Annotated in this window: 16 protein-coding genes, 1 tRNA gene and 1 pseudogene; 16 read left to right on the top strand and 2 right to left on the bottom strand. The window is 70.5% G+C overall.

Annotated elements, in window-relative coordinates:
• Positions 1 to 904: 904 nt before the first annotated feature.
• Positions 905 to 1,723: pseudogene (locus ACZ6X9_RS01955) on the bottom strand (IS5 family transposase).
• Positions 1,724 to 2,014: 291 nt separating this feature from the next.
• On the opposite strand from ACZ6X9_RS01955, the gene ACZ6X9_RS01950 reads away from it, so the two are divergent.
• Together ACZ6X9_RS01950 and ACZ6X9_RS01945 are read left to right on the top strand one after the other, a co-directional pair.
• On the top strand, positions 2,015 to 2,212 hold the full coding sequence (locus tag ACZ6X9_RS01950; protein WP_469775968.1) for a helix-turn-helix transcriptional regulator: 198 nt from the start codon (positions 2,015 to 2,017) through the stop codon (positions 2,210 to 2,212).
• Between the two features lie 1,042 nt (positions 2,213 to 3,254).
• Positions 3,255 to 3,734, top strand: a complete 480-nt coding sequence (locus ACZ6X9_RS01945) for a hypothetical protein (protein WP_469775967.1) — start codon at positions 3,255 to 3,257, stop codon at positions 3,732 to 3,734.
• 101 nt (positions 3,735 to 3,835) lie between these two features.
• On the opposite strand, the gene ACZ6X9_RS01940 is transcribed toward ACZ6X9_RS01945, so the two are convergent.
• Positions 3,836 to 3,907, bottom strand: a tRNA-Arg gene (locus ACZ6X9_RS01940).
• Positions 3,908 to 4,141: 234 nt separating this feature from the next.
• Here ACZ6X9_RS01940 and ACZ6X9_RS01935 point away from each other — a divergent pair.
• The 14 genes from ACZ6X9_RS01935 (at position 4,142) to ACZ6X9_RS01870 (ending at position 20,594) form a co-directional block, all read left to right on the top strand.
• Positions 4,142 to 4,591 (top strand): response regulator, encoded by a 450-nt coding sequence (locus ACZ6X9_RS01935; RefSeq protein WP_469775966.1) that lies wholly within the window; start codon positions 4,142 to 4,144, stop codon positions 4,589 to 4,591.
• Positions 4,592 to 4,672: 81 nt separating this feature from the next.
• Positions 4,673 to 5,500 (top strand): ArgS-related anticodon-binding protein NrtL, encoded by an 828-nt coding sequence (gene nrtL / locus ACZ6X9_RS01930; protein ID WP_469775965.1) that lies wholly within the window; start codon positions 4,673 to 4,675, stop codon positions 5,498 to 5,500.
• A gap of 120 nt (positions 5,501 to 5,620) precedes the next feature.
• Positions 5,621 to 7,012 carry a diaminopimelate decarboxylase gene (lysA, locus tag ACZ6X9_RS01925; protein ID WP_469775964.1) on the top strand — a complete coding sequence of 464 codons (1,392 nt, stop codon included), beginning with the start codon at positions 5,621 to 5,623 and terminating at the stop codon, positions 7,010 to 7,012.
• Between the two features lie 165 nt (positions 7,013 to 7,177).
• Entirely contained in the window at positions 7,178 to 8,470 is a 1,293-nt protein-coding gene (locus tag ACZ6X9_RS01920) for a homoserine dehydrogenase (protein ID WP_469775963.1), read from the top strand.
• A gap of 16 nt (positions 8,471 to 8,486) precedes the next feature.
• On the top strand, positions 8,487 to 9,569 hold the full coding sequence (gene thrC / locus ACZ6X9_RS01915) for a threonine synthase (RefSeq protein ID WP_469775962.1): 1,083 nt from the start codon (positions 8,487 to 8,489) through the stop codon (positions 9,567 to 9,569).
• 769 nt (positions 9,570 to 10,338) lie between these two features.
• On the top strand, positions 10,339 to 11,253 hold the full coding sequence (gene thrB, locus ACZ6X9_RS01910) for a homoserine kinase (protein WP_436780301.1): 915 nt from the start codon (positions 10,339 to 10,341) through the stop codon (positions 11,251 to 11,253).
• Positions 11,254 to 11,679: 426 nt separating this feature from the next.
• The gene (rho, locus tag ACZ6X9_RS01905; protein WP_469775961.1) at positions 11,680 to 13,746 is read left to right on the top strand and encodes a transcription termination factor Rho; all 2,067 of its coding nucleotides are present in this window, start codon (positions 11,680 to 11,682) and stop codon (positions 13,744 to 13,746) included.
• Positions 13,747 to 14,159: 413 nt separating this feature from the next.
• Positions 14,160 to 15,275, top strand: a complete 1,116-nt coding sequence (locus ACZ6X9_RS01900; RefSeq protein ID WP_469775960.1) for an LCP family protein — start codon at positions 14,160 to 14,162, stop codon at positions 15,273 to 15,275.
• A 164-nt stretch (positions 15,276 to 15,439) separates the two neighbouring features.
• Positions 15,440 to 15,664: a 50S ribosomal protein L31 gene (rpmE, locus tag ACZ6X9_RS01895; RefSeq protein WP_004953295.1), complete on the top strand. Its 225-nt coding sequence runs from the start codon at positions 15,440 to 15,442 to the stop codon at positions 15,662 to 15,664.
• A 118-nt stretch (positions 15,665 to 15,782) separates the two neighbouring features.
• Positions 15,783 to 16,862 (top strand): peptide chain release factor 1, encoded by a 1,080-nt coding sequence (prfA, locus tag ACZ6X9_RS01890; protein WP_469775959.1) that lies wholly within the window; start codon positions 15,783 to 15,785, stop codon positions 16,860 to 16,862.
• Positions 16,863 to 16,911: 49 nt separating this feature from the next.
• Positions 16,912 to 17,757, top strand: coding sequence for a peptide chain release factor N(5)-glutamine methyltransferase (gene prmC, locus ACZ6X9_RS01885; protein ID WP_004953292.1), 846 nt, complete (start codon positions 16,912 to 16,914; stop codon positions 17,755 to 17,757).
• Positions 17,758 to 17,804: 47 nt separating this feature from the next.
• Positions 17,805 to 18,452 carry an L-threonylcarbamoyladenylate synthase gene (locus tag ACZ6X9_RS01880; RefSeq protein ID WP_469775958.1) on the top strand — a complete coding sequence of 216 codons (648 nt, stop codon included), beginning with the start codon at positions 17,805 to 17,807 and terminating at the stop codon, positions 18,450 to 18,452.
• Entirely contained in the window at positions 18,449 to 19,099 is a 651-nt protein-coding gene (locus ACZ6X9_RS01875; RefSeq protein WP_469775957.1) for an arsenate reductase/protein-tyrosine-phosphatase family protein, read from the top strand. Before ACZ6X9_RS01880 ends, ACZ6X9_RS01875 begins: the two co-directional genes overlap by 4 nt.
• Before the next feature lie 253 nt (positions 19,100 to 19,352).
• A complete protein-coding gene (locus ACZ6X9_RS01870; protein WP_469775956.1) occupies positions 19,353 to 20,594 on the top strand; it encodes a serine hydroxymethyltransferase in 1,242 nt (413 codons plus the stop codon).
• Positions 20,595 to 20,694 lie beyond the last annotated feature (100 nt).

The raw sequence follows: 20,694 nt of genomic DNA, 5'->3' as shown, positions 1-20,694 counted from the left end.
CTGGGCGCAGGGTCTTCCTGAGATTTCAGTGAAATTCCAGAAGGCTCTGTTCAAAGTGCATGCAAGCCAGAAATGCTTGCATGACCTGAGCACCCATGGGTCTTCATGGATTTTCACGGAATTTTATAGGGAGTAGTTTGCTCATAGTTGACGCGCACTACTCAGGAATTTAGGTGCGTGCCCGTTAGTCCATGGTTTCGCCGCTCAGGAGCCGCTGGGCATGACGCTTCACGGCTGCTGGCCATCGACATGAACGACAGCGCTCCAAGCGGGAGCGTCCGAAGCTGCGAGCTTCGCGCTCGGGCAAGCGTAGAAAATTGTCGGGATGGGTGACGTATTGACAGTGTTCGTCCGCTGAATGATAGACCGTACGTGGCACTCCCGAGCTCCTGCGAACGAGGCAGGGAACACTTTCTTTTTCACTGACAAGCTCGGCGACTTCACGTTCAATTTTCAGCAGCCGCCGACGAAGTTCCGAGCGGCGATTCTCCTCTTCTTGGCGCCTGCTCTCCTCGTCTCGGTGATGGGCGTATAAGAGGTTCATCTGGCGCTGACGGTAGGGAGCAACCCATGGACCCATGTCGACTATCTTTCGTTAGGAAGAATGCTGAGAGCTTCCTTTCTAGCGTCCTGATGGCTCTGAGTGATGCGGTTTCCCGCAAAGTCATCCATCTGAGTGACATGGCAGGGGGTTGCTTAACGTCCAAGGGTATGGTTCGCCCGGCGAGGCCCCTCGATGTGACACCCGTGGTCCACCCTCCTGGGTGGGTGCTGACGCTCTCATGTGCGCGATCGGGGGCCACCTGGGCCGGTAGGCTGGGCAGCCTAGCTCAGGGCTTCCGCATTGCCCTGCCCAAGGGACCCAAGGCTGGGGGCGGCGAGGACAGCTGAGTTAGACCGTGTCCTATGTGGTGAGGCGGATGAGTCGCTTGTAGCAGCAGATCGCTGCAGCAAGTCCGAAAAAGGCCAGGTAGTCGCGGGGATTGCTCTCGTAGCGGGGGGCTGAGTCGGCGGTAGCCCGACAGCCAGGACATCGTGCGCTCGATCACCCATCTGCGGCGGCCCAATCGTTCGCTGGACTCGATGCCCTTGCGCGCGATCCGCACTCCGATGTGCTTACCGCGTAGCCATTTGCGCAGATCAGCATGGTCATAGGCCTTATCCGCGTGCAGCCTCTGGGGCTTGAAGTTCCGGCCGCGATCGGGGTCGTGTCTCGTTTGGTGACCGGCGACCATGGGCTTCAGCCCTTCGCTGTCGTGCGTGTTGCCGACCGAGAGGCCGACGAGGAGGGGCAGTCCGTTCCGGTCCGACAGGATGCGCATCTTGGAACCCGGCTTTGCCCGGTCCACGGGCGACGGGCCTGTGAGTTCGCCCCCTTTTTAGCGCGGACGTGGGCGGCGTCGAGGACGACGCGGGTGACATCGATCAGGCCGGCGTCGTCGAGCCGGTGCAGGACCGCTTCGTGGAGGCGGCCCCAGACGCCGGCACGCGACCAGATCAGGAACCTGCGGTGGGCAGTTGACTTCGATATGCCGAAGCACGGCGGCAGCGCCCGCCAGGCACACCCGCTGACCAGCACGTAGATGATGGCCGCGAACAGCGTTTCATCGGGCGTATCCTGCGTCCCGCCGCCCTGCGGCCGGACCTTCAACGGCGGGATCAACGGCTTCGCGATCTCCCACAACCCGTCCGGCACGATCCAATTCCATGTTCCCCGCCCCATGCCCTAAACAACGACGCCTCACCACCAGGACACACGGTCTAAGGACCCCTCGGTGTCCTCGCTAACGTCCGTACTCGGCACCAGCTCTGACCTGCGCACTCACACAAGATTCCGGACGCTGCGGACGCTATCCCGCACAGCACTTCTAATCCGAGACTGCGCTGCCCCATCTGCGAACAGCCCGTGGCGCCAGCGCTGACCGCGGCGGGCCACCTCAAACACCCGGGTTGTTGACGGCATCCGGGCGCAACTGTGACCGATCGCAGCCACAACAGAAGAGAGGGAGCCGGTATGAGCAGCGGCCGCGTGCCGGACGAAAAAGTGACCATCCAGGAAGTGCTCGCCGACCTGAAGGTCGCCCCGGCAACTTTCTACAGGTGGCGTCAACTCGGTAAAGGGCCCCGCTCGATCGAACCCCCGAACGGGGACGTGCGCATTCGTCGTTCCGAATGCGAGCGGTGGCTGGCCGAGCGGGAGGATGCTGCGTGAAAGCTGAGAACAACACCCCGGCCAGGCTCCCTCGCGCATCAGCTCGGCCGGGTTATACCTTCGACGTCAGCCTCTGGAACACATCGAAGACTGGACAAAAATCCCGTCCCTGGCGCGTGCGTTGGGTTGTTGCGGGTCAAGTATTTGGTGGCGCGTTCACCACGTACCCCCTTCGCCAAAAGTCGACGCAATGAGCTGTGGCAGGCCATGAACCGACGCGGTGAGGCGTTCGACATTGAGTCGGGAGTACCCGAGTCCGAAATGCGCGTCGCAGCGGAGGTTGCGGAAGCAGCCAGGCAGCCTCGAAGTTGGACCCCACCTGGTGGCAATTCTCGCGCGAGTTCATGAAGCGGCGTTGGCGCACTGCACCAGCGAAGACGCGCGAGGGATTTGCCGACAGCCTCGCTTCTGCTGCCTTGGGCATGATAGAGGAGGGTCTTGGTGCCCCAGACCTCTTGGAGCGGTGCGGAGGGCCGTGAGATGCGCTGTTGTGCCGACCCACGAGGGCGAAGAGCCACCACTGAATCTGGAGAAGGCTTGCGCGTGGTTGGAGCGCAACTACCGTCCCTTATCGGCTCTGAGAAAACCCGGGGTGCCAGAGGACGTCCACTATCGGCTGGCCTACAGGTACGATGGCAAGCTGGCTGCCAGGGAAACCTACAAACGTCGCCGGAGGTGCTTCAACGCGGCGACCGCATACGCGATCCAGAGCGGGTATATGGACGAAAACCTGGTTACCGAATTCGATAGGCCGCAACCGCCCGAGGCGCCTCGATAGATCGAACCCGATCCAGGCGCGTGAGTTCCTCACCGCCGTACCCTACGTCGGGTCAGTAAACCGAAACCGGGGTAGACGTCTAGTCGCCTTCTTCGGCTGCATCCTGTATGCGGCCATGCGGCCATGCGGCCATGCGGCCATGCGGCCGGCGGAAGTGGTAGGGCTACGGTTGTCGGACTGCTACTTGCTGGAAACGGGATGGGGTGTGCCTCCTCTTCAGGAGACGCCCCCTGTGTCGGGAAAGAAGTGGACTGACATCGGGGAATGGCACGACAAGCGGGGGCTGAAGATGCGGGACCCAAACGCGGATCGCCCGGTTCCGATTCCCTCCCCGAGCTGGTGACGATGCTCCGGGCGCACCTGAAGGATTTCGGTACAGCCCCTGATGGCCGGGTTTTCCAGAACGAACGGGGCGGCTTGGTGGGCATGACCTCGTACTACCGGGTCTGGGTGGAGGCGCGCGTCTATGCCTTCCCGCCGCCCAAGTTCCACTCCCCATTGGCGGAGAACCCGTACGCTGGGCGGGCGTTGTGCATCACGCAGTGGCTTCTGGCGGGGCTGGCGATCGCTGAAGTCGCGCGGCGTGCGGGCACCTCCCCGGAGGTCATCGACCGCCACTACGCAGGTCTGATCGACAACAGTGAGGAAGAGAACAACAAGAAGATCGAGGGGGGTGATGGGGTGGACTGGGGAGCGGGGCGGCGCGACCTGACGAGTGTGTCGGAGGTGTGGCGCGAACAGTGAGAGGCAACGAGAGAGAGCGGGAGTCAGTGAGACTGACTCCCGCTCTCTCTCATCGGCATCCGCCCTGGTCAGAACCCTTGACTCGGTATCTGACCGGCGAGTGCCCCCGGCAGGATTCGAACCTGCGCACACGGCTCCGGAGGCCGTTGCTCTATCCCCTGAGCTACGGGGGCGTGTCGTCCGGTTGCGGTCTCGCTCGCGGCGACAGGAAGAACAGTACCAGCTCCGGGCGGGTGATCCGTAACGGGTTCCGGAGGGGGTGCGGAGGAGGTGCGGAGGGGTGGGGGGGGAGGGATGGAGGAGGGGGGAGAGGGGCCGGGGTGGGGGGAGGGGGTGGTGGGGGCTTTCTGTGGGTGGAAGTGGGGAAAAGCCGGACGCGGTGCCGTGGGCGCGCCTACTCTCGGGGTGTGCCTGGCTTGCCCGGCCGGGTCCTCGTTGTCGACGACAACAGGGTCATCCGGCAGTTGATCAGGGTCAATCTCGAGCTCGAGGGCTTCGAGGTGGTGACCGCGGCCGATGGTGCCGAGTGCCTGGAGATCGTGCATCGGGTGCGTCCCGATGTCGTGACCCTCGACTTCGTGATGCCGCGGCTCGACGGATTGCGGACGGCGGCGCGGTTGCGGGGTGACGCGCGGACGCGGGACATACCCATCGCCATCATCAGCGCGTGCACGCAGCCGGAGGTGGACGGTGGGCGGTCCGCGGGGGTGGACGCGTTCCTGGCCAAGCCCTTCGAGCCCGCGGAGCTGGTGCGGATGGTGTGGGGACTGATGGCGGGGCGTGGGGGCGAGGGGGATGCGGGGGAGGCGTCGTCCGGGGGTGCCGGGGCCGTGGTGCGGCCGGCCGGCTGGCCCTGAGGACGGTGTAAGGGGCATGTCCGGGGAACATCGGGGAAACCGGCCGGCCGAGCGACCTCCTTCCTCCCCTAGGCTTGCCCTGTGACCCCCGCAGATCTCTCCCGTACCGTGCTGCGCGCCGTGCGTCGGGCCGTCGAGGCCGACGAGCTGCGCGTCGTCGTGCCGAGCACGGTCGGGGTCCGGGTGCCGCCGCACCCGGGCAGTGGGGACTACGCGACCAGCGTCGCGTTGCGGCTCGCCAAGGAGAGCGGCCGGCCCGCCCCGGAGGTGGCCGAGCTGCTGCGGCGCCGGCTGGTCCGGGAGCCCGGTATCGAGCGGGTCGACATCGCCGGTCCCGGTTTCCTCAACATCACTCTCGCGGGCGCGCCGCAGGCGCGGCTCGTGGCGGAGGTTCTGGAGCGGTGGGAGGCGGGGGAGGCGTTGGCCGTGCGGCCCCCCGACGAGCTGGTCCGGCGGCTGGGGTCCGACGCCGCCCGCTGGAGTGTGCTCAGCCCGCCCGGTCTCGACCGTGACCTGCTGCTGGTGCAGCGGGAAGCCAATCCCCTCTTCCGGGTGCGGTACGCCCATTCCCGGTGCCGCGCCCTGCGGCGCAACGCTCGTGATCTCGGGTTCGACTCCCTGACCGACGGTGTCGGCGACGACTTCGGGGAGGGCGCCGGTCCTCTTCTCGCCGCCCTCGCCGATCACCCCCGCATCGTCGCCGCCCGCGACCCCGAGCGGCTCGCGCGGGCCCTGGAGCGGCTGGCCGACGCCTTCCTCCGCTGGCAGGCGTCGTGTCCGACGCTGCCCCGGGGGGACGAGAAACCCTTGGTCGTCCACCGCGCCCGCCTGGCCCTCGCCGAGGCCACGGGCACGGTGCTCGCCGACGGCCTCCACCAGCTCGGCATCACCGCACCCGCACACCTCTGAGAGCCGCATGTCTCCGAGACCCGCACAGCTCCGAGACCGCACGCCTCCGAGACCCGCACACCTCCGAGACCCCACACCTCCGAGATCGCACATCTCTGAGCACCCGAGGAGATCAGCGCCATGAGCCGCTCCGCCCACCCCGCCGGGCCCCGCTACGCCGACGTCCTGCCCGAGGGCCACCACCCGGCGCCCCCCGCCGACCTCAACGTCCTCCACCCGCGCGTCTGGTCGCGCACCGTCTCCCGCGACGAGGACGGTGTCGCCACCGTCGGCGGGCTGGACGTCAAGCGGCTGGCCGAGGAGTTCGGCACGCCCGCCTACTTCCTCGACGAGGACGACTTCCGGGCCCGCTGCCGGGCCTGGCGCGAGGCGTTCGGGCCGGACGCCGACGTCTTCTACGCGGGGAAGGCGTTCCTGTCCCGGGCCGTCGTGCGCTGGCTGACCGAGGAGGGGCTCAACCTCGACGTCTGCTCCGCCGGCGAGCTGGCCACCGCGCTCGACGCGGGCATGCCCGCCGGGCGGATCGCCCTGCACGGCAACAACAAGTCGGCCGAGGAGATCGACCGGGCCGTCGAGGCCGGTGTCGGGCGGATCGTCGTCGACTCCTTCCAGGAGCTGGTGCGCGTCGCGCACACCGCTCAGCGGGCCGGGAAGCGGCAGCGGGTGCAGATCCGCGTCACGGTCGGCGTGGAGGCGCACACCCACGAGTTCATCGCCACCGCCCACGAGGACCAGAAGTTCGGACTGCCGCTGGCCGGCGGCCAGGCCGCCGAGGCCGTCCGCCGGGCGCTGAAGCTGGACGGGCTCGAACTGGTCGGCATCCACTCGCACATCGGCTCGCAGATCTTCGACACCTCGGGCTTCGAGGTCGCGGCGCACCGCGTCGTCGGCCTGCTCCGCGACATCCGCGACGAGCACGGTGTCGAGCTGCCCGAGATCGACCTCGGTGGCGGCCTCGGCATCGCCTACACCCCGGACGACGACCCCCGCGAGCCGCAGGAGATCGCCACCGCGCTGCGGGCCATCGTCGAGCGGGAGTGCGCGGCGGCCGGGCTCGCGGTGCCGCGCCTGTCCGTCGAGCCGGGGCGCGCGATCGTCGGTCCCACCGCTTTCACGCTGTACGAGGTGGGCACGGTCAAGGAGCTCCCCGGGCTGCGGACGTACGTCAGCGTCGACGGCGGCATGTCCGACAACATCCGTACCGCGCTCTACGACGCCGACTACTCGGTCGCCCTGGTGTCGCGTACGTCGACGGCCGGGCCGATGCTCTCCCGCGTCGTCGGCAAGCACTGCGAGTCCGGTGACATCGTGGTCCGCGACGCCTTCCTGCCCGCCGACATCGCCCCCGGCGACCTCCTCGCCGTGCCCGCGACCGGCGCGTACTGCCGGTCCATGGCCAGCAACTACAACCACGCGCTGCGGCCCCCGGTCGTGGCGGTGAAGGACGGCGCGGCCCGGGTGATCGTCCGGCGGGAGACGGAGGAGGACCTGCTCCGCCTCGACGTCGGCTGACGACGACCCGACGTCGGCTGACGACGACCGGCCGATCACGGCCGCCGGCCGCCCGAAAACCGGCTGGCGGAAGACGGAATCTCGGATACTGGACGGGGGAGGGAAAGCCTCCGACCGGTGAGTGAGACTGGTGTACCACCCAAGATGTACGAGAAACGAGGTCGGATGATGCGTACGCGTCCGCTGAAAGTGGCGCTGCTGGGCTGTGGAGTGGTCGGCTCCGAGGTGACGCGCATCATGACGACGCACGCGGACGACCTCGCGGCCCGGATCGGCGCCCCGGTCGAGCTGGCCGGCATCGCCGTGCGCCGGCCGGACCGGGTCCGGGCCGGGGTGCCCGCCGAGCTCATCACCACCGATGCCACCGCCCTGGTCAAACGGGGCGACATCGACGTCGTCGTCGAGGTCATCGGCGGCATCGAGCCGGCCCGCTCCCTGATCACCACGGCCTTCGAGCACGGCGCGAGCGTCGTCTCGGCCAACAAGGCGCTGCTCGCCGAGGACGGCGCCGCCCTGCACGCCGCCGCCGGGCAGCACGGCGCGGACCTCTACTACGAGGCCGCCGTCGCCGGTGCCATCCCGCTGATCCGCCCGCTGCGCGAGTCCCTCGCCGGTGACAAGGTCAACCGGGTGCTGGGCATCGTCAACGGCACCACCAACTTCATCCTCGACAAGATGGACTCGACGGGCGCCGGCTACCAGGAGGCCCTGGACGAGGCCACCGCCCTCGGCTACGCCGAGGCGGACCCGACGGCCGACGTCGAGGGCTTCGACGCCGCCGCCAAGGCCGCGATCCTCGCCGGCATCGCGTTCCACACCCGCGTCCGCCTCGACGACGTCCACCGCGAGGGCATGACGGAGGTCACGGCCGCGGACTTCGCGTCCGCGAAACAGATGGGCTGCACCATCAAGCTGCTGGCCATCTGCGAGCGCGCCGCCGACGGCCGGTCGGTCACCGCCCGTGTCCACCCCGCGATGATCCCCCTGAACCACCCGCTGGCCTCGGTCCGCGAGGCGTACAACGCGGTGTTCGTCGAGGCCGAGGCCGCCGGACAACTGATGTTCTACGGGCCGGGCGCCGGCGGCGCGCCGACCGCCTCCGCGGTCCTCGGCGACCTGGTCGCCGTGTGCCGCAACAAGCTGGCCGGGACCACCGGGCCGGGCGAGTCGGCGTACGCGCGGCTGACCGTCAGCCCCATGGGCGAGGTCGTCACGCGCTACCACATCAGCCTCGACGTCGCCGACAAGCCGGGCGTGCTCGCCCAGGTGGCCACGGTCTTCGCCGAGCACGGGGTGTCCATCGACACCGTCCGCCAGCAGGGCAAGGACGGCGAGGCGGCGCTGGTCGTCGTCACGCACCGGGCCCCCGACGCCGCGCTGTCGGCCACGGTCGAGGCCCTGCGCCGGCTGGACACGGTCCGCGGGGTCGCCAGCATCATGCGCGTCGAAGGTGAGTAGGGGAGCAAGGAAGACCATGTCTGCGAACAACGGCAACGCCGCCACCCGTCAGTGGCGCGGCATCATCGAGGAGTACCGCGACCGCCTCCCGGTCTCCGCGGACACGCCGGTGGTCACCCTGCGCGAGGGCGGCACGCCCCTGGTGCCGGCCCAGGTGCTCTCCGAGCGCACCGGCTGCGAGGTCCACCTCAAGGTGGAGGGCGCCAACCCCACCGGCTCCTTCAAGGACCGCGGGATGACGATGGCCATCACGCGGGCGAAGGAGGAGGGCGCCAAGGCCGTCATCTGCGCCTCCACCGGCAACACCTCCGCCTCCGCCGCGGCCTACGCCGTCCGGGCCGGGATGGTCTGCGCCGTCCTGGTGCCCGAGGGCAAGATCGCGCTCGGCAAGATGGGCCAGGCCCTGGTGCACGGCGCCCGCATCCTCCAGGTCGCCGGCAACTTCGACGACTGCCTGGACCTGGCCCGCGGCCTGGCCGACAACTATCCGGTGGCCCTGGTCAATTCGGTCAATCCGGTGCGCATCGAGGGGCAGAAGACCGCCGCCTTCGAGATCGTGGACGCGCTCGGCGACGCCCCGGACATCCACGTCCTGCCGGTGGGCAACGCGGGCAACATCACCGCGTACTGGAAGGGGTACCGGGAGTACGCCGGGGACGGCATCGCTTCCCGCACCCCGCGCATGTGGGGCTACCAGGCGGCCGGCTCGGCGCCGATCGTGCGCGGCGAGCCGGTGAAGGAGCCGCACACCATCGCCACCGCCATCCGCATCGGCAACCCCGCCTCGTGGCGGTTCGCCGAGCAGGCGCGCGACGAGTCCGGCGGGCACATCGACGAGGTGACCGACCGCCAGATCCTCGCCGCCTACCGGTTGTTGGCCGCGCAGGAGGGCGTCTTCGTCGAGCCCGCCTCGGCGGCGAGCGTCGCCGGTCTGCTCAAGGCCGCCGAGCAGGGCAAGGTCGATCCGGGCCAGCGCATCGTCTGTACGGTCACGGGCAACGGCCTCAAGGACCCCGACTGGGCGGTGGCCGGCGCCCCGCAGCCGGTCACCGTCCCCGTGGACGCGTCCGCCGCGGCCGAACGGCTCGGGCTCGCGTAGGCGAGGGCCCCGCGCGGGCGGAGAAGCCCGCGGAGGCGGAGAAGCCCGCGTAGGGGGAGGGAGCTGGCGCAGGAGGAAAGCCCGCGCAGGCGACGAAGCCCGCGCAGGCGACGAAGCCCGCGCGGGCGAGGGAGCCCGGCCGGGTGCAGGAGCCCGTGCGGACACGTGAGCCCCCGCGGACACGCGAGCCCGCGCGGACACGTGAGCCCGCGCGGGCGATCGGGCGGCCGTCCCCGAAGAGGCAGCCGTTCTCGGAGGACGGCCGTCATCCGAAGAAGCGGCCGTCCCCCTCCGGAAAAGCAGTCGTCCCCCTCCGGAAAAGCGGTCGTCCCCCGAAGAGACGGCCGTCCCCCGGAGAAGTCGTCGTCCGCCGGGGAAGCGGGCGTTCCCCCGCCGGAACGGCCGCCTCCCCGGTGGAACAGCCGCCCTCCCCGCGAGGCGATGACCCCGCCCCCGGACCCGGGCGCAACCAGGCGCCGGGGGAGAGCGAAAAATTCCGTCCGCTCCTCTCCATATCCCCTCGTATTCACGAATCCCCAGGTCACAACCCCGACGAAAGTCCGCCAAAATCGACACGGGGCATGGCTTGGCGTGCGACACGCATCGCGCGCCTCCTGTGCGCCCTATGTCGCCACAGAACCTTCCTTCGATAGGCTGTCCTCACTCCGCCCCGTCGCTGACCAAGCCGCCCCCCATGCGGTACCGCCGTCGCGGCCCTTGCGGATGTCGCACGCCCTACCAAGGCCACATCAAGGAGAGTCATCGAGCGATGGCCGGTCCCGCCTTCCGCGCCGCCGCCGTCCGAGTGCGCACCCCCGCCACCAGCGCCAATCTCGGTCCCGGCTTCGACGCCCTCGGTCTGTCCCTGGGGCTCTACGACGACGTCGTGGTCCGGGTGGCCGAATCAGGGCTGCACATCGACATCGCCGGCGAGGGCGCCGATTCGCTCCCGCGCGACGAGAGTCACCTGCTCGTACGGTCCCTGCGCACCACGTTCGACCTGCTGGGCGGCCAGCCGCGCGGCCTGGAGGTGGTGTGTGCGAACCGCATCCCGCACGGCCGCGGCCTGGGCTCCTCGGCCGCCGCGATCTGCGCCGGGATCGTCGCCGCCCGGGCGGTGACGATAGGCGGGGCCGAGCGGCTCGACGCCACGGCGATGCTGGAGCTGGCCACGGAGATCGAGGGCCACCCGGACAACGTCGCGGCCTGCCTGCTCGGCGGTTTCACCCTGGCCTGGATGGACGGGGGAGCGGCCCGCGCGGTGCGGATGGACCCCGCCGATTCCATCGTTCCGGTGGTCTTCGTGCCCGGCCGTCCCGTGGCGACGGAGACCGCGCGCGGCCTGCTGCCGCGCCAGGTCCCCCATGTGGACGCGGCGGCCAACGCCGGACGGGCCGCGCTGCTGGTCGAGGCCCTCACCCGGCGCCCCGAGCTGCTGCTGCCGGCCACCGAGGACCGGCTCCACCAGGAGTACCGCGCACCGGCGATGCCGGAGAGCGTGGCCCTGGTCAACCGACTGCGGGCGGACGGTGTCCCCGCGGTCGTCTCCGGCGCGGGCCCCACGGTGCTCGCGCTGGTCGAGGACAGTGCGGCCGAGAAGGTCGCACGGCTGGCGGGCGAGGGGTGGGCGGCCAACCGGCTGTCCCTCGACGCCGGGGGGGCGAGCGTGCTTCCGCTCGCCTGACGCTTGCCTGACAAGGGGCGGAAGGCGGTGGTACGCCGCCGAGGAAGGCCCCGCGGAAAACGCGGTTGCCGGACTTTGAGAGGGGGAATGTTTGTGGGATCCGGTAGTGTTAACCTCAAGTCTGCACCCGAAGCCACGTCGGCTCGGTGCTCTGTGTCCCGATCAGGGACCGCTTTTCTTCCGGGAGCCTCCCAGACTGCCTGAGCAGATTCGAGCACGCTCCGGAAATCGGCGTGGGCGACATGAGTGATGCGATGCGTCTTGTCCTCACTGATTTCCCCACGTCGGCATCAATGCACTGATTCTTCCGCCGTACCGCGGCGGACCACCGCCCCGGCCCGGTCCGCACAGCAGGACCGCAGCCGGACAGCACAACCGGTCGCCGAGCCAGACAGGCCGACGCCCGCTCCAGGGAAGGACCCCTTCGTGAGCGACACCACCGATCTGATGGGCGTGAACGCCGCGGGCACCAAGGGTGCCGCGGGCAATGCCTCCGCGCCCGCCACGGACGCTCCCGCCGCGCCTGCCACCGGTGCTTCCGCCGCCCCCCGGCGGCGACGCTCGGGCACGGGCCTCGACGCCATGGTCCTGGCCGAGCTCCAGCAGCTCGCCTCCAGCCTCGGCATCAAGGGCACCGCGCGGATGCGCAAAGGCCAGTTGATCGAGGTCATCAAGGAGAGGCAGGCCGGTTCCGGCGCCTCCGCCAAGCCCGCCGCCGAGCCGGCCGCGGAGCAGCCGGCGGAGAAGCCGAAGCGCCGCGCCACCTCCCGGGCCCGTACCGGCGAGGCCGCCGAGAAGACCGCCGAGCAGGCCCCCGCCGCTCAGCAGCAGATCGAGATCCCGGGCCAGCCGGGCGCCGAGGAGGCGCCGGCCGGTGAGCGCCGTCGTCGTCGCGCCACCGCCCCCGCGGGCTCCCCGGAGCCCACCGCCGAGGCGCGGACCGAGGCCCGTACCGAGGTGCTGACCTCGGAGAAGCCCGAGGCCGCGGTGGACACCGCCGAGGGCCGGGGCGCCAAGGGCGACCGTCAGGACCGCGGCGACCGTGCCGAGCGCGGCCAGAAGGGCGACCGCCGTGAGCGCGGGGACCGTGCCGAGCGCGGCGACCGTGCCGAGCGGGGCGACCGTGGCGAGCGCGGCCAGCGCGACCGCCGTGGCCGTGGCGACGAGGCCGGCGCCGGCCAGCAGGGCGGCGGCAACCGTCAGCAGCAGCGCGCCGGGCGCGCCGAGGCCCCGCAGGACGACTTCGACGACGAGGCGGGCGGCCGTCGCGGCCGTCGCGGCCGCTACCGTGACCGCCGGGGCCGTCGTGGCCGCGACGAGTTCGCGAACGAGCCGCAGGTGTCCGAGGACGACGTCCTGATCCCCGTCGCGGGCATCCTCGACATCCTCGACAACTACGCGTTCATCCGGACCTCCGGCTACCTGCCGGGCCCGAACGACGTCTACGTCTCCCTCGCCCAGGTCCGCAAGAACGGCCTGCGCAAGGGTGACCACGTCACCGGCGCGGTGCGGCAGCCGAAGGACGGCGAGCGGCGCGAGAAGTTCAACGCCCTCGTGCGCCTGGACTCGGTGAACGGCATGGCGCCCGAAACCGGCCGCGGCCGCCCCGAGTTCCACAAGCTGACGCCGCTCTACCCGCAGGACCGGCTGCGGTTGGAGACCGACCCGGGCGTTCTGACGACCCGTATCATCGACCTGGTCGCCCCCATCGGCAAGGGCCAGCGCGGTCTGATCGTGGCCCCGCCGAAGACCGGCAAGACCATGATCATGCAGGCGATCGCCAACGCGATCACCACCAACAACCCCGAGTGCCACCTGATGGTCGTCCTGGTCGACGAGCGTCCGGAAGAGGTCACCGACATGCAGCGGTCGGTCAAGGGCGAGGTCATCTCCTCGACCTTCGACCGTCCGGCCGAGGACCACACCACCGTCGCCGAGCTGGCCATCGAGCGCGCCAAGCGCCTCGTGGAGCTGGGTCACGACGTGGTCGTGCTGCTCGACTCCATCACCCGCCTGGGCCGCGCCTACAACCTGGCGGCGCCGGCCTCCGGCCGCATCCTGTCCGGTGGTGTCGACTCGACCGCGCTCTACCCGCCGAAGAAGTTCTTCGGTGCCGCGCGCAACATCGAGGACGGCGGCTCGCTGACCATCCTGGCCACCGCGCTGGTCGAGACCGGCTCGCGGATGGACGAGGTGATCTTCGAGGAGTTCAAGGGCACCGGCAACATGGAGCTCAAGCTCGACCGGAAGCTCGCCGACAAGCGCATCTTCCCCGCGGTGGACGTCGACCCGTCCAGCACCCGCAAGGAGGAGATCCTGCTCGGCGGCGAGGAGCTCGCCATCGTCTGGAAGCTCCGCCGGGTGCTGCACGCGCTGGACTCGCAGCAGGCCATCGAGCTGCTCCTCGACAAGATGAAGCAGACGAAGTCGAACGCCGAGTTCCTGATGCAGATCGCCAAGACGGCGCCCGCGCCGGGCAACGGCAACGACTGATCCGGCGACCGCCGGCGGTTCCCGGAACCTCCCCGTCACCTCGGTGGCGGGGAGGTTCCGCGTTTCCGGGGGCGCAGGCCGCGGCGGACGGTTCCGGAGGATCTCCGTCCGTCGGCCTCCGCGCCGGGTGTTTTCTTCGTGATCTTGCCGAGTCCTCACCGTGACCTTTTGAGACATCCGCCACAGGAGCACCCGCCGAAGCGAGCCGCGCCGGCGCTGATATGGAGGCCGAAAACGCAGGTGACAGGGGGTGTGGGTGGGTTTGTCACGCCGTTCCGTCCGGTCGGTTCCCAAGAAAGCTCTCTTATGTCGCCGTGCAACCCTGTCGCAGACCTCGCCGTCTGAGAGTGGCGAGACACCGCGCCTGATCGGGCGGCAGGGGGGAAGCCGAAACACGGAGGACTGAGGAGCGTATGGCGGACGAGACCAGGGGCAGGCAGGCGGGAGCGCGCCGTCGGCGTCCCGGCGGACCCCGCGGCCGCAGGCGCAAGCCTCGTGCGCGCCGTACGGGCTGGCGCATAGTCCTCTGGACGGCCGCGGCGCTGGTCGTCCTGGGCGGCTCCGGGATCGGATACGTCTACTTCAAGCTCAACGGCAACCTGCACGGCGTGGACATCAACTCCGCGCTCGGCACCGACCGCCCCGAGAACGTGGACAACGGCTCGCAGGACATCCTCGTCCTGGGCTCCGACTCGCGGGCCGGCGACAACAAGAAGTACGGCCGGGACGAGGGCAGCTCCCGCTCCGACACCGCGATGATCGTCCATGTCTACGCGGGTCACAAGCAGGCCAGTGTGGTCAGCATCCCGCGCGACACGATGGTCCCCCGGCCCGAGTGCAAGACCCTCGACGGGAAGACCAGCCCGGCCGTCCGGCGCGCGCAGTTCAACGACGCGTATTCGGTGGGCGGCGCGGTCTGCGCGGTGAAGACCGTCGAGGCCCTGACCGGGATCCGGATGGACCACTACCTGGAGGTCGACTTCGCCGGCTTCCAGAAGCTCATCGACAAGCTCGGCGGCGTCGAGGTGACCACCACCAAGCCGATCCGCGACAAGTGGAGCCACCTGAACCTCCCGGCCGGCAAGCACACGCTCAACGGCGAGCAGTCGCTCGGCCTGGTCCGTACCCGGCACGGCGTCGGCGACGGCAGCGACCTCGGCCGGATCAAGCTCCAGCAGGCGTTCATCAAGGCCCTCATCGACCAGGTGAAGTCCGTCGGGCTGTTCACCAGCCCCACCAAGCTCTACGGGATCGCGGACACCGCCACCAAGGCGCTCACCACCGACTCCGAGCTGGCCTCGGTCGACAAGCTGCTCTCCTTCGCCAACGGCCTCAAGGGCATCGGCTCCGGGGACATGCACATGGTGACGCTGCCCGTCACCACCGACCCGCTGGACAAGAACCGCGTGGTGCCGCTGAAGGCCGCCAAGGAGATGTGGCGGGCGCTGCACGAGGACAAGCCGATCCCCGCCTCCGCCCTCAAGGACGGCGAGGGGACGAAGACGGACGCCGACGGCGTCGTGAAGTAGCGCCGGACGGCCGCGCCCGGCCCGCCGGAGGCCCGGGAATAACGGGCCCCCGGACCCCGTTTTGGGGGATGCGGCCGGTACTGGCAGACTGGTACGTCGGCCCCGGTTCACGTACGGCAATCCCGCCGCACGACCCGGAGCCCTCCCGAACCTAGGAGAACCCCTTGAAGCGCGACATCCACCCGGAGTACGTCGAGACCCAGGTCAGCTGCACCTGTGGCGCCTCGTTCACCACCCGTAGCACCGTCGCGGACGGCACCATCCGTGCCGACGTGTGCTCCGAGTGCCACCCGTTCTACACGGGCAAGCAGAAGATCCTCGACACCGGTGGCCGTGTGGCGCGGTTCGAGGCCCGCTTCGGCAAGAACGCCGGGTCCGCGAAGAAGTAGCGGCCCGCAGGCGCCGGTCGGCCGTCCCTCCTCGGCGGGGGACGGCCGGACCGGCGCTTTGTCGTCCAGCAGGTCCGTCACTTCCAGCAGGTCCGTCACCTTCGCATAGGGAATCTTGATGTTCGAGGCAGTCGAGGAACTGATCGGCGAGCACGCCGACCTCGAGAAGCGGCTCGCCGACCCCGCCGTCCACGCGGACCAGGCCAACGCCCGCAAGCTCAACAAGCGCTACGCCGAGCTCACCCCGATCGTCGGCACGTACCGCTCCTGGAAGCAGACCGCGGACGACATCGAAACGGCCCGCGAGTTCGCGGCCGACGACCCCGACTTCGTCGCCGAGGTCAAGGAGCTGGAGAAGCGGCGCGAGGAGCTCACCGAGAAGCTCCGCCTGCTGCTCGTCCCGCGCGACCCCAGCGACGACAAGGACGTCATCCTGGAGATCAAGGCCGGCGCCGGCGGCGACGAGTCCGCGCTGTTCGCGGGCGACCTGCTGCGCATGTACCTGCGCTACGCCGAGCGCGTCGGCTGGAAGACCGAGATCATCGACGCCACCGAGTCCGAGCTCGGCGGCTACAAGGACGTCCAGGTCGCCGTGAAGACCAAGGGCGGCAACGGCGCCACCGAGCCCGGCCAGGGCGTCTGGGCCCGGCTGAAGTACGAGGGCGGCGTGCACCGCGTCCAGCGCGTGCCGGCCACCGAGTCCCAGGGCCGCATCCACACCTCCGCCGCCGGCGTGCTCGTCACGCCCGAGGCCGAGGAGATCGACGTCGAGGTCAACCCCAACGACCTGCGGATCGACGTCTACCGCTCGTCCGGTCCCGGCGGCCAGTCCGTCAACACCACCGACTCGGCCGTCCGCATCACGCACCTGCCGACCGGCGTCGTGGCCTCCTGCCAGAACGAGAAGAGCCAGCTCCAGAACAAGGAGCAGGCCCTGCGCATCCTCCGCTCCCGGCTGCTCGCCGCGGCGCAGGAGAAGGCCGAGGCCGAGGCCGCGGACGCGCGCCGCAGCCAGGTCCGCACGGTCGACCGTTCCGAGAAGATCCGGACCTACAACTACCCGGAAAACCGGATCTCGGACCACCGGGTCGGGTTCAAGGCGTACAACTTGGACCAGGTGCTCGACGGCGACCTGGACGCCGTGATCCAGGCGTGCGTCGACGCCGACTCGGCGGCCAAGCTGGCTGCCGCACAGTAGAGACCGCGTACGAGAGACCGGTCATGGAGCGCAACAGGAGGAAGGTCCAGTGAACCTGCTGCTCGCCGAGGTGGCGCAGGCCACCCAGCGGCTGGCCGACGCCGGCGTGCCCTCCCCGCGCTTCGACGCGGAGGAGCTCGCCGCCTTCGTGCACGGCGTCAAACGGGGTGAGCTGCACCTGGTCGCCGACGCGGACTTCGACGCCCGCTACTGGGAGGCCGTCGCCCGCCGCGAGGCCCGCGAACCCCTCCAGCACATCACCGGGCGCGCCTTCTTCCGCTACCTGGAGCTCCAGGTCGGACCCGGCGTCTTCGTCCCCCGGCCGGAGACCGAGTCGGTCGTCGGCTGGGCCATAGACGCGGTCCGCGCCATGGACGTCGTCGAACCCCTGATCGTCGACCTGTGCACCGGCTCCGGCGCCATCGCGCTGGCCCTGGCCCAGGAGGTGCCGCGGTCGCGCGTGCACGCCGTGGAGCTGGACGAGGGCGCCCTGTCCTGGGCGCGCAAGAACGTCGAGGGCTCGCGCGTCCAGTTGCACCACGGGAACGCGCTCGACGCGCTCCCCGAGCTCGACGGCCAGGTCGACCTGGTCATCAGCAACCCGCCGTACATCCCGCTCACCGAGTGGGAGTACGTCGCCCCCGAGGCCCGCGACCACGACCCGCAGCTCGCGCTGTTCTCGGGCGAGGACGGCCTCGACACCATCCGCGGCCTGGAGCGCACCGCGCACCGGCTGCTGCGCCCCGGCGGCGTGGTCGTCATCGAGCACGCCGACACCCAGGGCGGCCAGGTGCCGTGGATCTTCACCGAGGAGCGGGGCTGGGCCGACGCGGCCGACCACCCCGACCTCAACAACCGGCCCCGGTTCGCCACGGCCCGGAAGGCCCTGCCGTGACCGCCACGGCACCCCAGACATCTGCCCCGTACGAGGAGGTTGGCTCAATGGCTCGGCGATACGACTGCGGCGACGCGACCGACCGCAGGACCGGTCTGCGTGAGGCGACCGCCGCGGTCCGCCGCGGCGAGCTGGTCGTGCTGCCCACCGACACCGTGTACGGCATCGGTGCGGACGCCTTCAGCCGCGACGCCGTCGGCGACCTCCTCCAGGCCAAGGGCCGCGGCCGGGGCATGCCCTCGCCGGTCCTCGTCGGCTCCCCGAACACCCTGCACGGGCTCGTCACCGACTTCTCCGAGCAGGCCTGGGAGCTCGTCGACGCCTTCTGGCCCGGCGCGCTCACCCTGGTCGCCACCCACCAGCCGTCGCTGACCTGGGACCTCGGCGAGACCCGTGGCACGGTCGCGGTGCGGATGCCGCTGCACCCCGTCGCCATCGAACTGCTCACCGAGTTCGGCCCCATGGCCGTCTCCAGCGCCAACCTCACCGGCCACCCGGCGCCGCAGACCTGCGACGCCGCCCAGGAGATGCTCGGCGACTCCGTCTCCGTCTACCTCGACGGCGGCCCCACCCCCGCGGACGTGCCGTCCTCGATCGTTGACGTCACCGGCAAGGTGCCGGTGCTGCTGCGGGCCGGTGCCATCAGCGCCGAGCGGCTCCGCGAGGTGGTACCCGACCTCGAGGTGGCGAATTGATCGCCCCGCAGGGGCGTGGCATAGCGGGACCGGAGACGAGCACCGACACCTTCCGCATCCTCCACGTCAGCACCGGCAACGTCTGCCGCTCGCCCATCACCGAGCGGCTGACCCGCCATGCCCTCTCCGAGCGCCTCGGCGACCCGGACGCGGGCGGGCTGGTGGTGGAGAGCGCCGGCACCTGGGGGCACGAGGGCGCGCCCATGGAGGCCCACGCGGCCACCGTGCTGGCCGACTTCGGCGCGGACCCGCACGGGTTCACCGGGCGGGAACTGCTGGACGAGCACGTCATCCGGGCCGATCTGGTGCTCACCGCTACGCGTGATCACCGGGCTCAGGTCATCTCGATGGGGCACTCGGCGGGGCTGCGGACCTTCACGTTGAAGGAGTTCACCCGGCTGGTGCGGGCCATCGATCCGGCGACGTTGCCCGCGCCGGACGGGGACGGCGGTGTCGTCGAGCGCGCCCGCGCGCTGGTGCAGGCTGCCGCGGCGCTGCGGGGGTGGTTGCTGGCGCCCGACGCCGAGGCGGATGAGGTGCACGATCCGTATGGGGCGCCCATCACGTTCTTCCGCTCGATCGGCGAGGAGATTCAGGTGGCGCTGGATCCTGTGGTGACGGCCCTGACCGGGGTCCCGGCGGTTTGAGGGGCCCCTGACCCTCCCTTTCACCGTTTCCTGGGGCTGCGCCCCAGACCCCCTTTGTCCTCAAACGCCGGACGGGCTGAATATCAGCCCGTCCGGCGTTTGAGGACAGCGCGCGCAGCGCGCTTCGGGGGTGCGGGGGCCTGCCCCCGCAAGAAACGGTGAAAGGGAGGGTCCGGGGCACCCTGCACACCCCCCGCACCGGGCCTACATTGGGAGTGAGCACAGCGCTCACCCCCACCGCACGGAGCCCCCGATGCCCGTCACCGAAGCAGCGGCCGACGCGCTCACGCGTCAGGATCCCGAAATCGCCGGCATCATCCTCGCCGAGGCGAGACGGCAGTCCGCAGGACTCCAGCTCATCGCGGCGGAGAACTTCGCCTCCCCCGCCGTGCTGCAGGCGCTCGGCTCACCGCTGGTGAACAAGTACGCCGAGGGCTACCCGGGAGCCCGGCACCACGGCGGCTGCGAGGTCGTGGACATGGCCGAGCGGGTGGCCCAGGAGCGGGCCAGGGGACTGTTCGGGGCGGAGCACGCCAACGTGCAGCCGCACTCGGGGTCGGCGGCCGTGCTGGCCGCGTACGCGGCGCTGCTGGCCCCGGGGGACCGGGTGCTGGCGATGGGGCTGCGGGAGGGCGGGCACCTCACCCACGGGTCGCCCGCGAACTTCTCGGGGCGGTGGTTCGACTTCACGGGGTACGGGGCCCGCGCGGACACCGGCCGGATCGACTACGACCGGGTGCGGGACCTCGCCCGGGCCCGCCGCCCGCGGGCGATCGTCTGCGGTTCCATCGCCTACCCGCGCCACCCGGACTACGCGCTGTTCCGGGAGATCGCCGACGAGGTGGACGCGCTCCTGATCGTGGACGCCGCGCATCCGATCGGCCTGGTCGCCGGGGGAGCGGCGCCGAACCCGGTGCCGTACGCGGACGTGGTGTGCGCCACCACGCACAAGGTGCTGCGCGGGCCGCGCGGCGGGATGCTGCTGTGCGGCGGGCGGCAGGGGGAGCGGGTGGACCGGGCGGTGTTCCCGTTCACACAGGGCGGCGCCCAGATGCACAGCGTGGCGGCGAAGGCCGTCGCCTTCGGGGAGGCCGCGACGCCGGCGTACGCCGCGTACGTCCGACAGGTGGTGGCCAACGCCCGGGCCCTCGCGGCCGGACTGGCCGAGCAGGGGCTCGCCGTCGCCACCGGTGGCACCGACACCCACCTGATCGTCGCGGACGCGACGGGGCTCGGGCTGGACGGTGTGCGGGCGCGTGGCCGGCTGGCGGCGGCCGGCATCGTCCTCGACGTCTGCGGGCTGGGCCACGGCGCCGCCCGCGGTCTGCGGCTGGGCACCGCGGCGGTGACGACCCAGGGGATGCGCGAGCCGGAGATGGCCCGGGTGGCGGCGCTCGTCGGGGCGGCGCTGCGGGGCGAGGGCACCGCCGTGCGGCTCCGGGAGGCGGTCGCGGAACTGGCGCTCGCGTTTCCGCCGTATCCTGCGCTGGCGTGATCGTTTACCGAGCGCTCGCAACCATCAGGGGGTGGTGAACGTCTTCATCTGCATTCACGGATCCGGTCCGGACGCGAATATGGTGTGGGGCTGTGATGGC

This window comes from Streptomyces sp. NPDC052910, assembly GCF_055585605.1.
The sequence above is the reverse complement of the archived record's forward strand: the minus strand, read 5'-3'. Positions and strand labels throughout refer to the sequence as shown.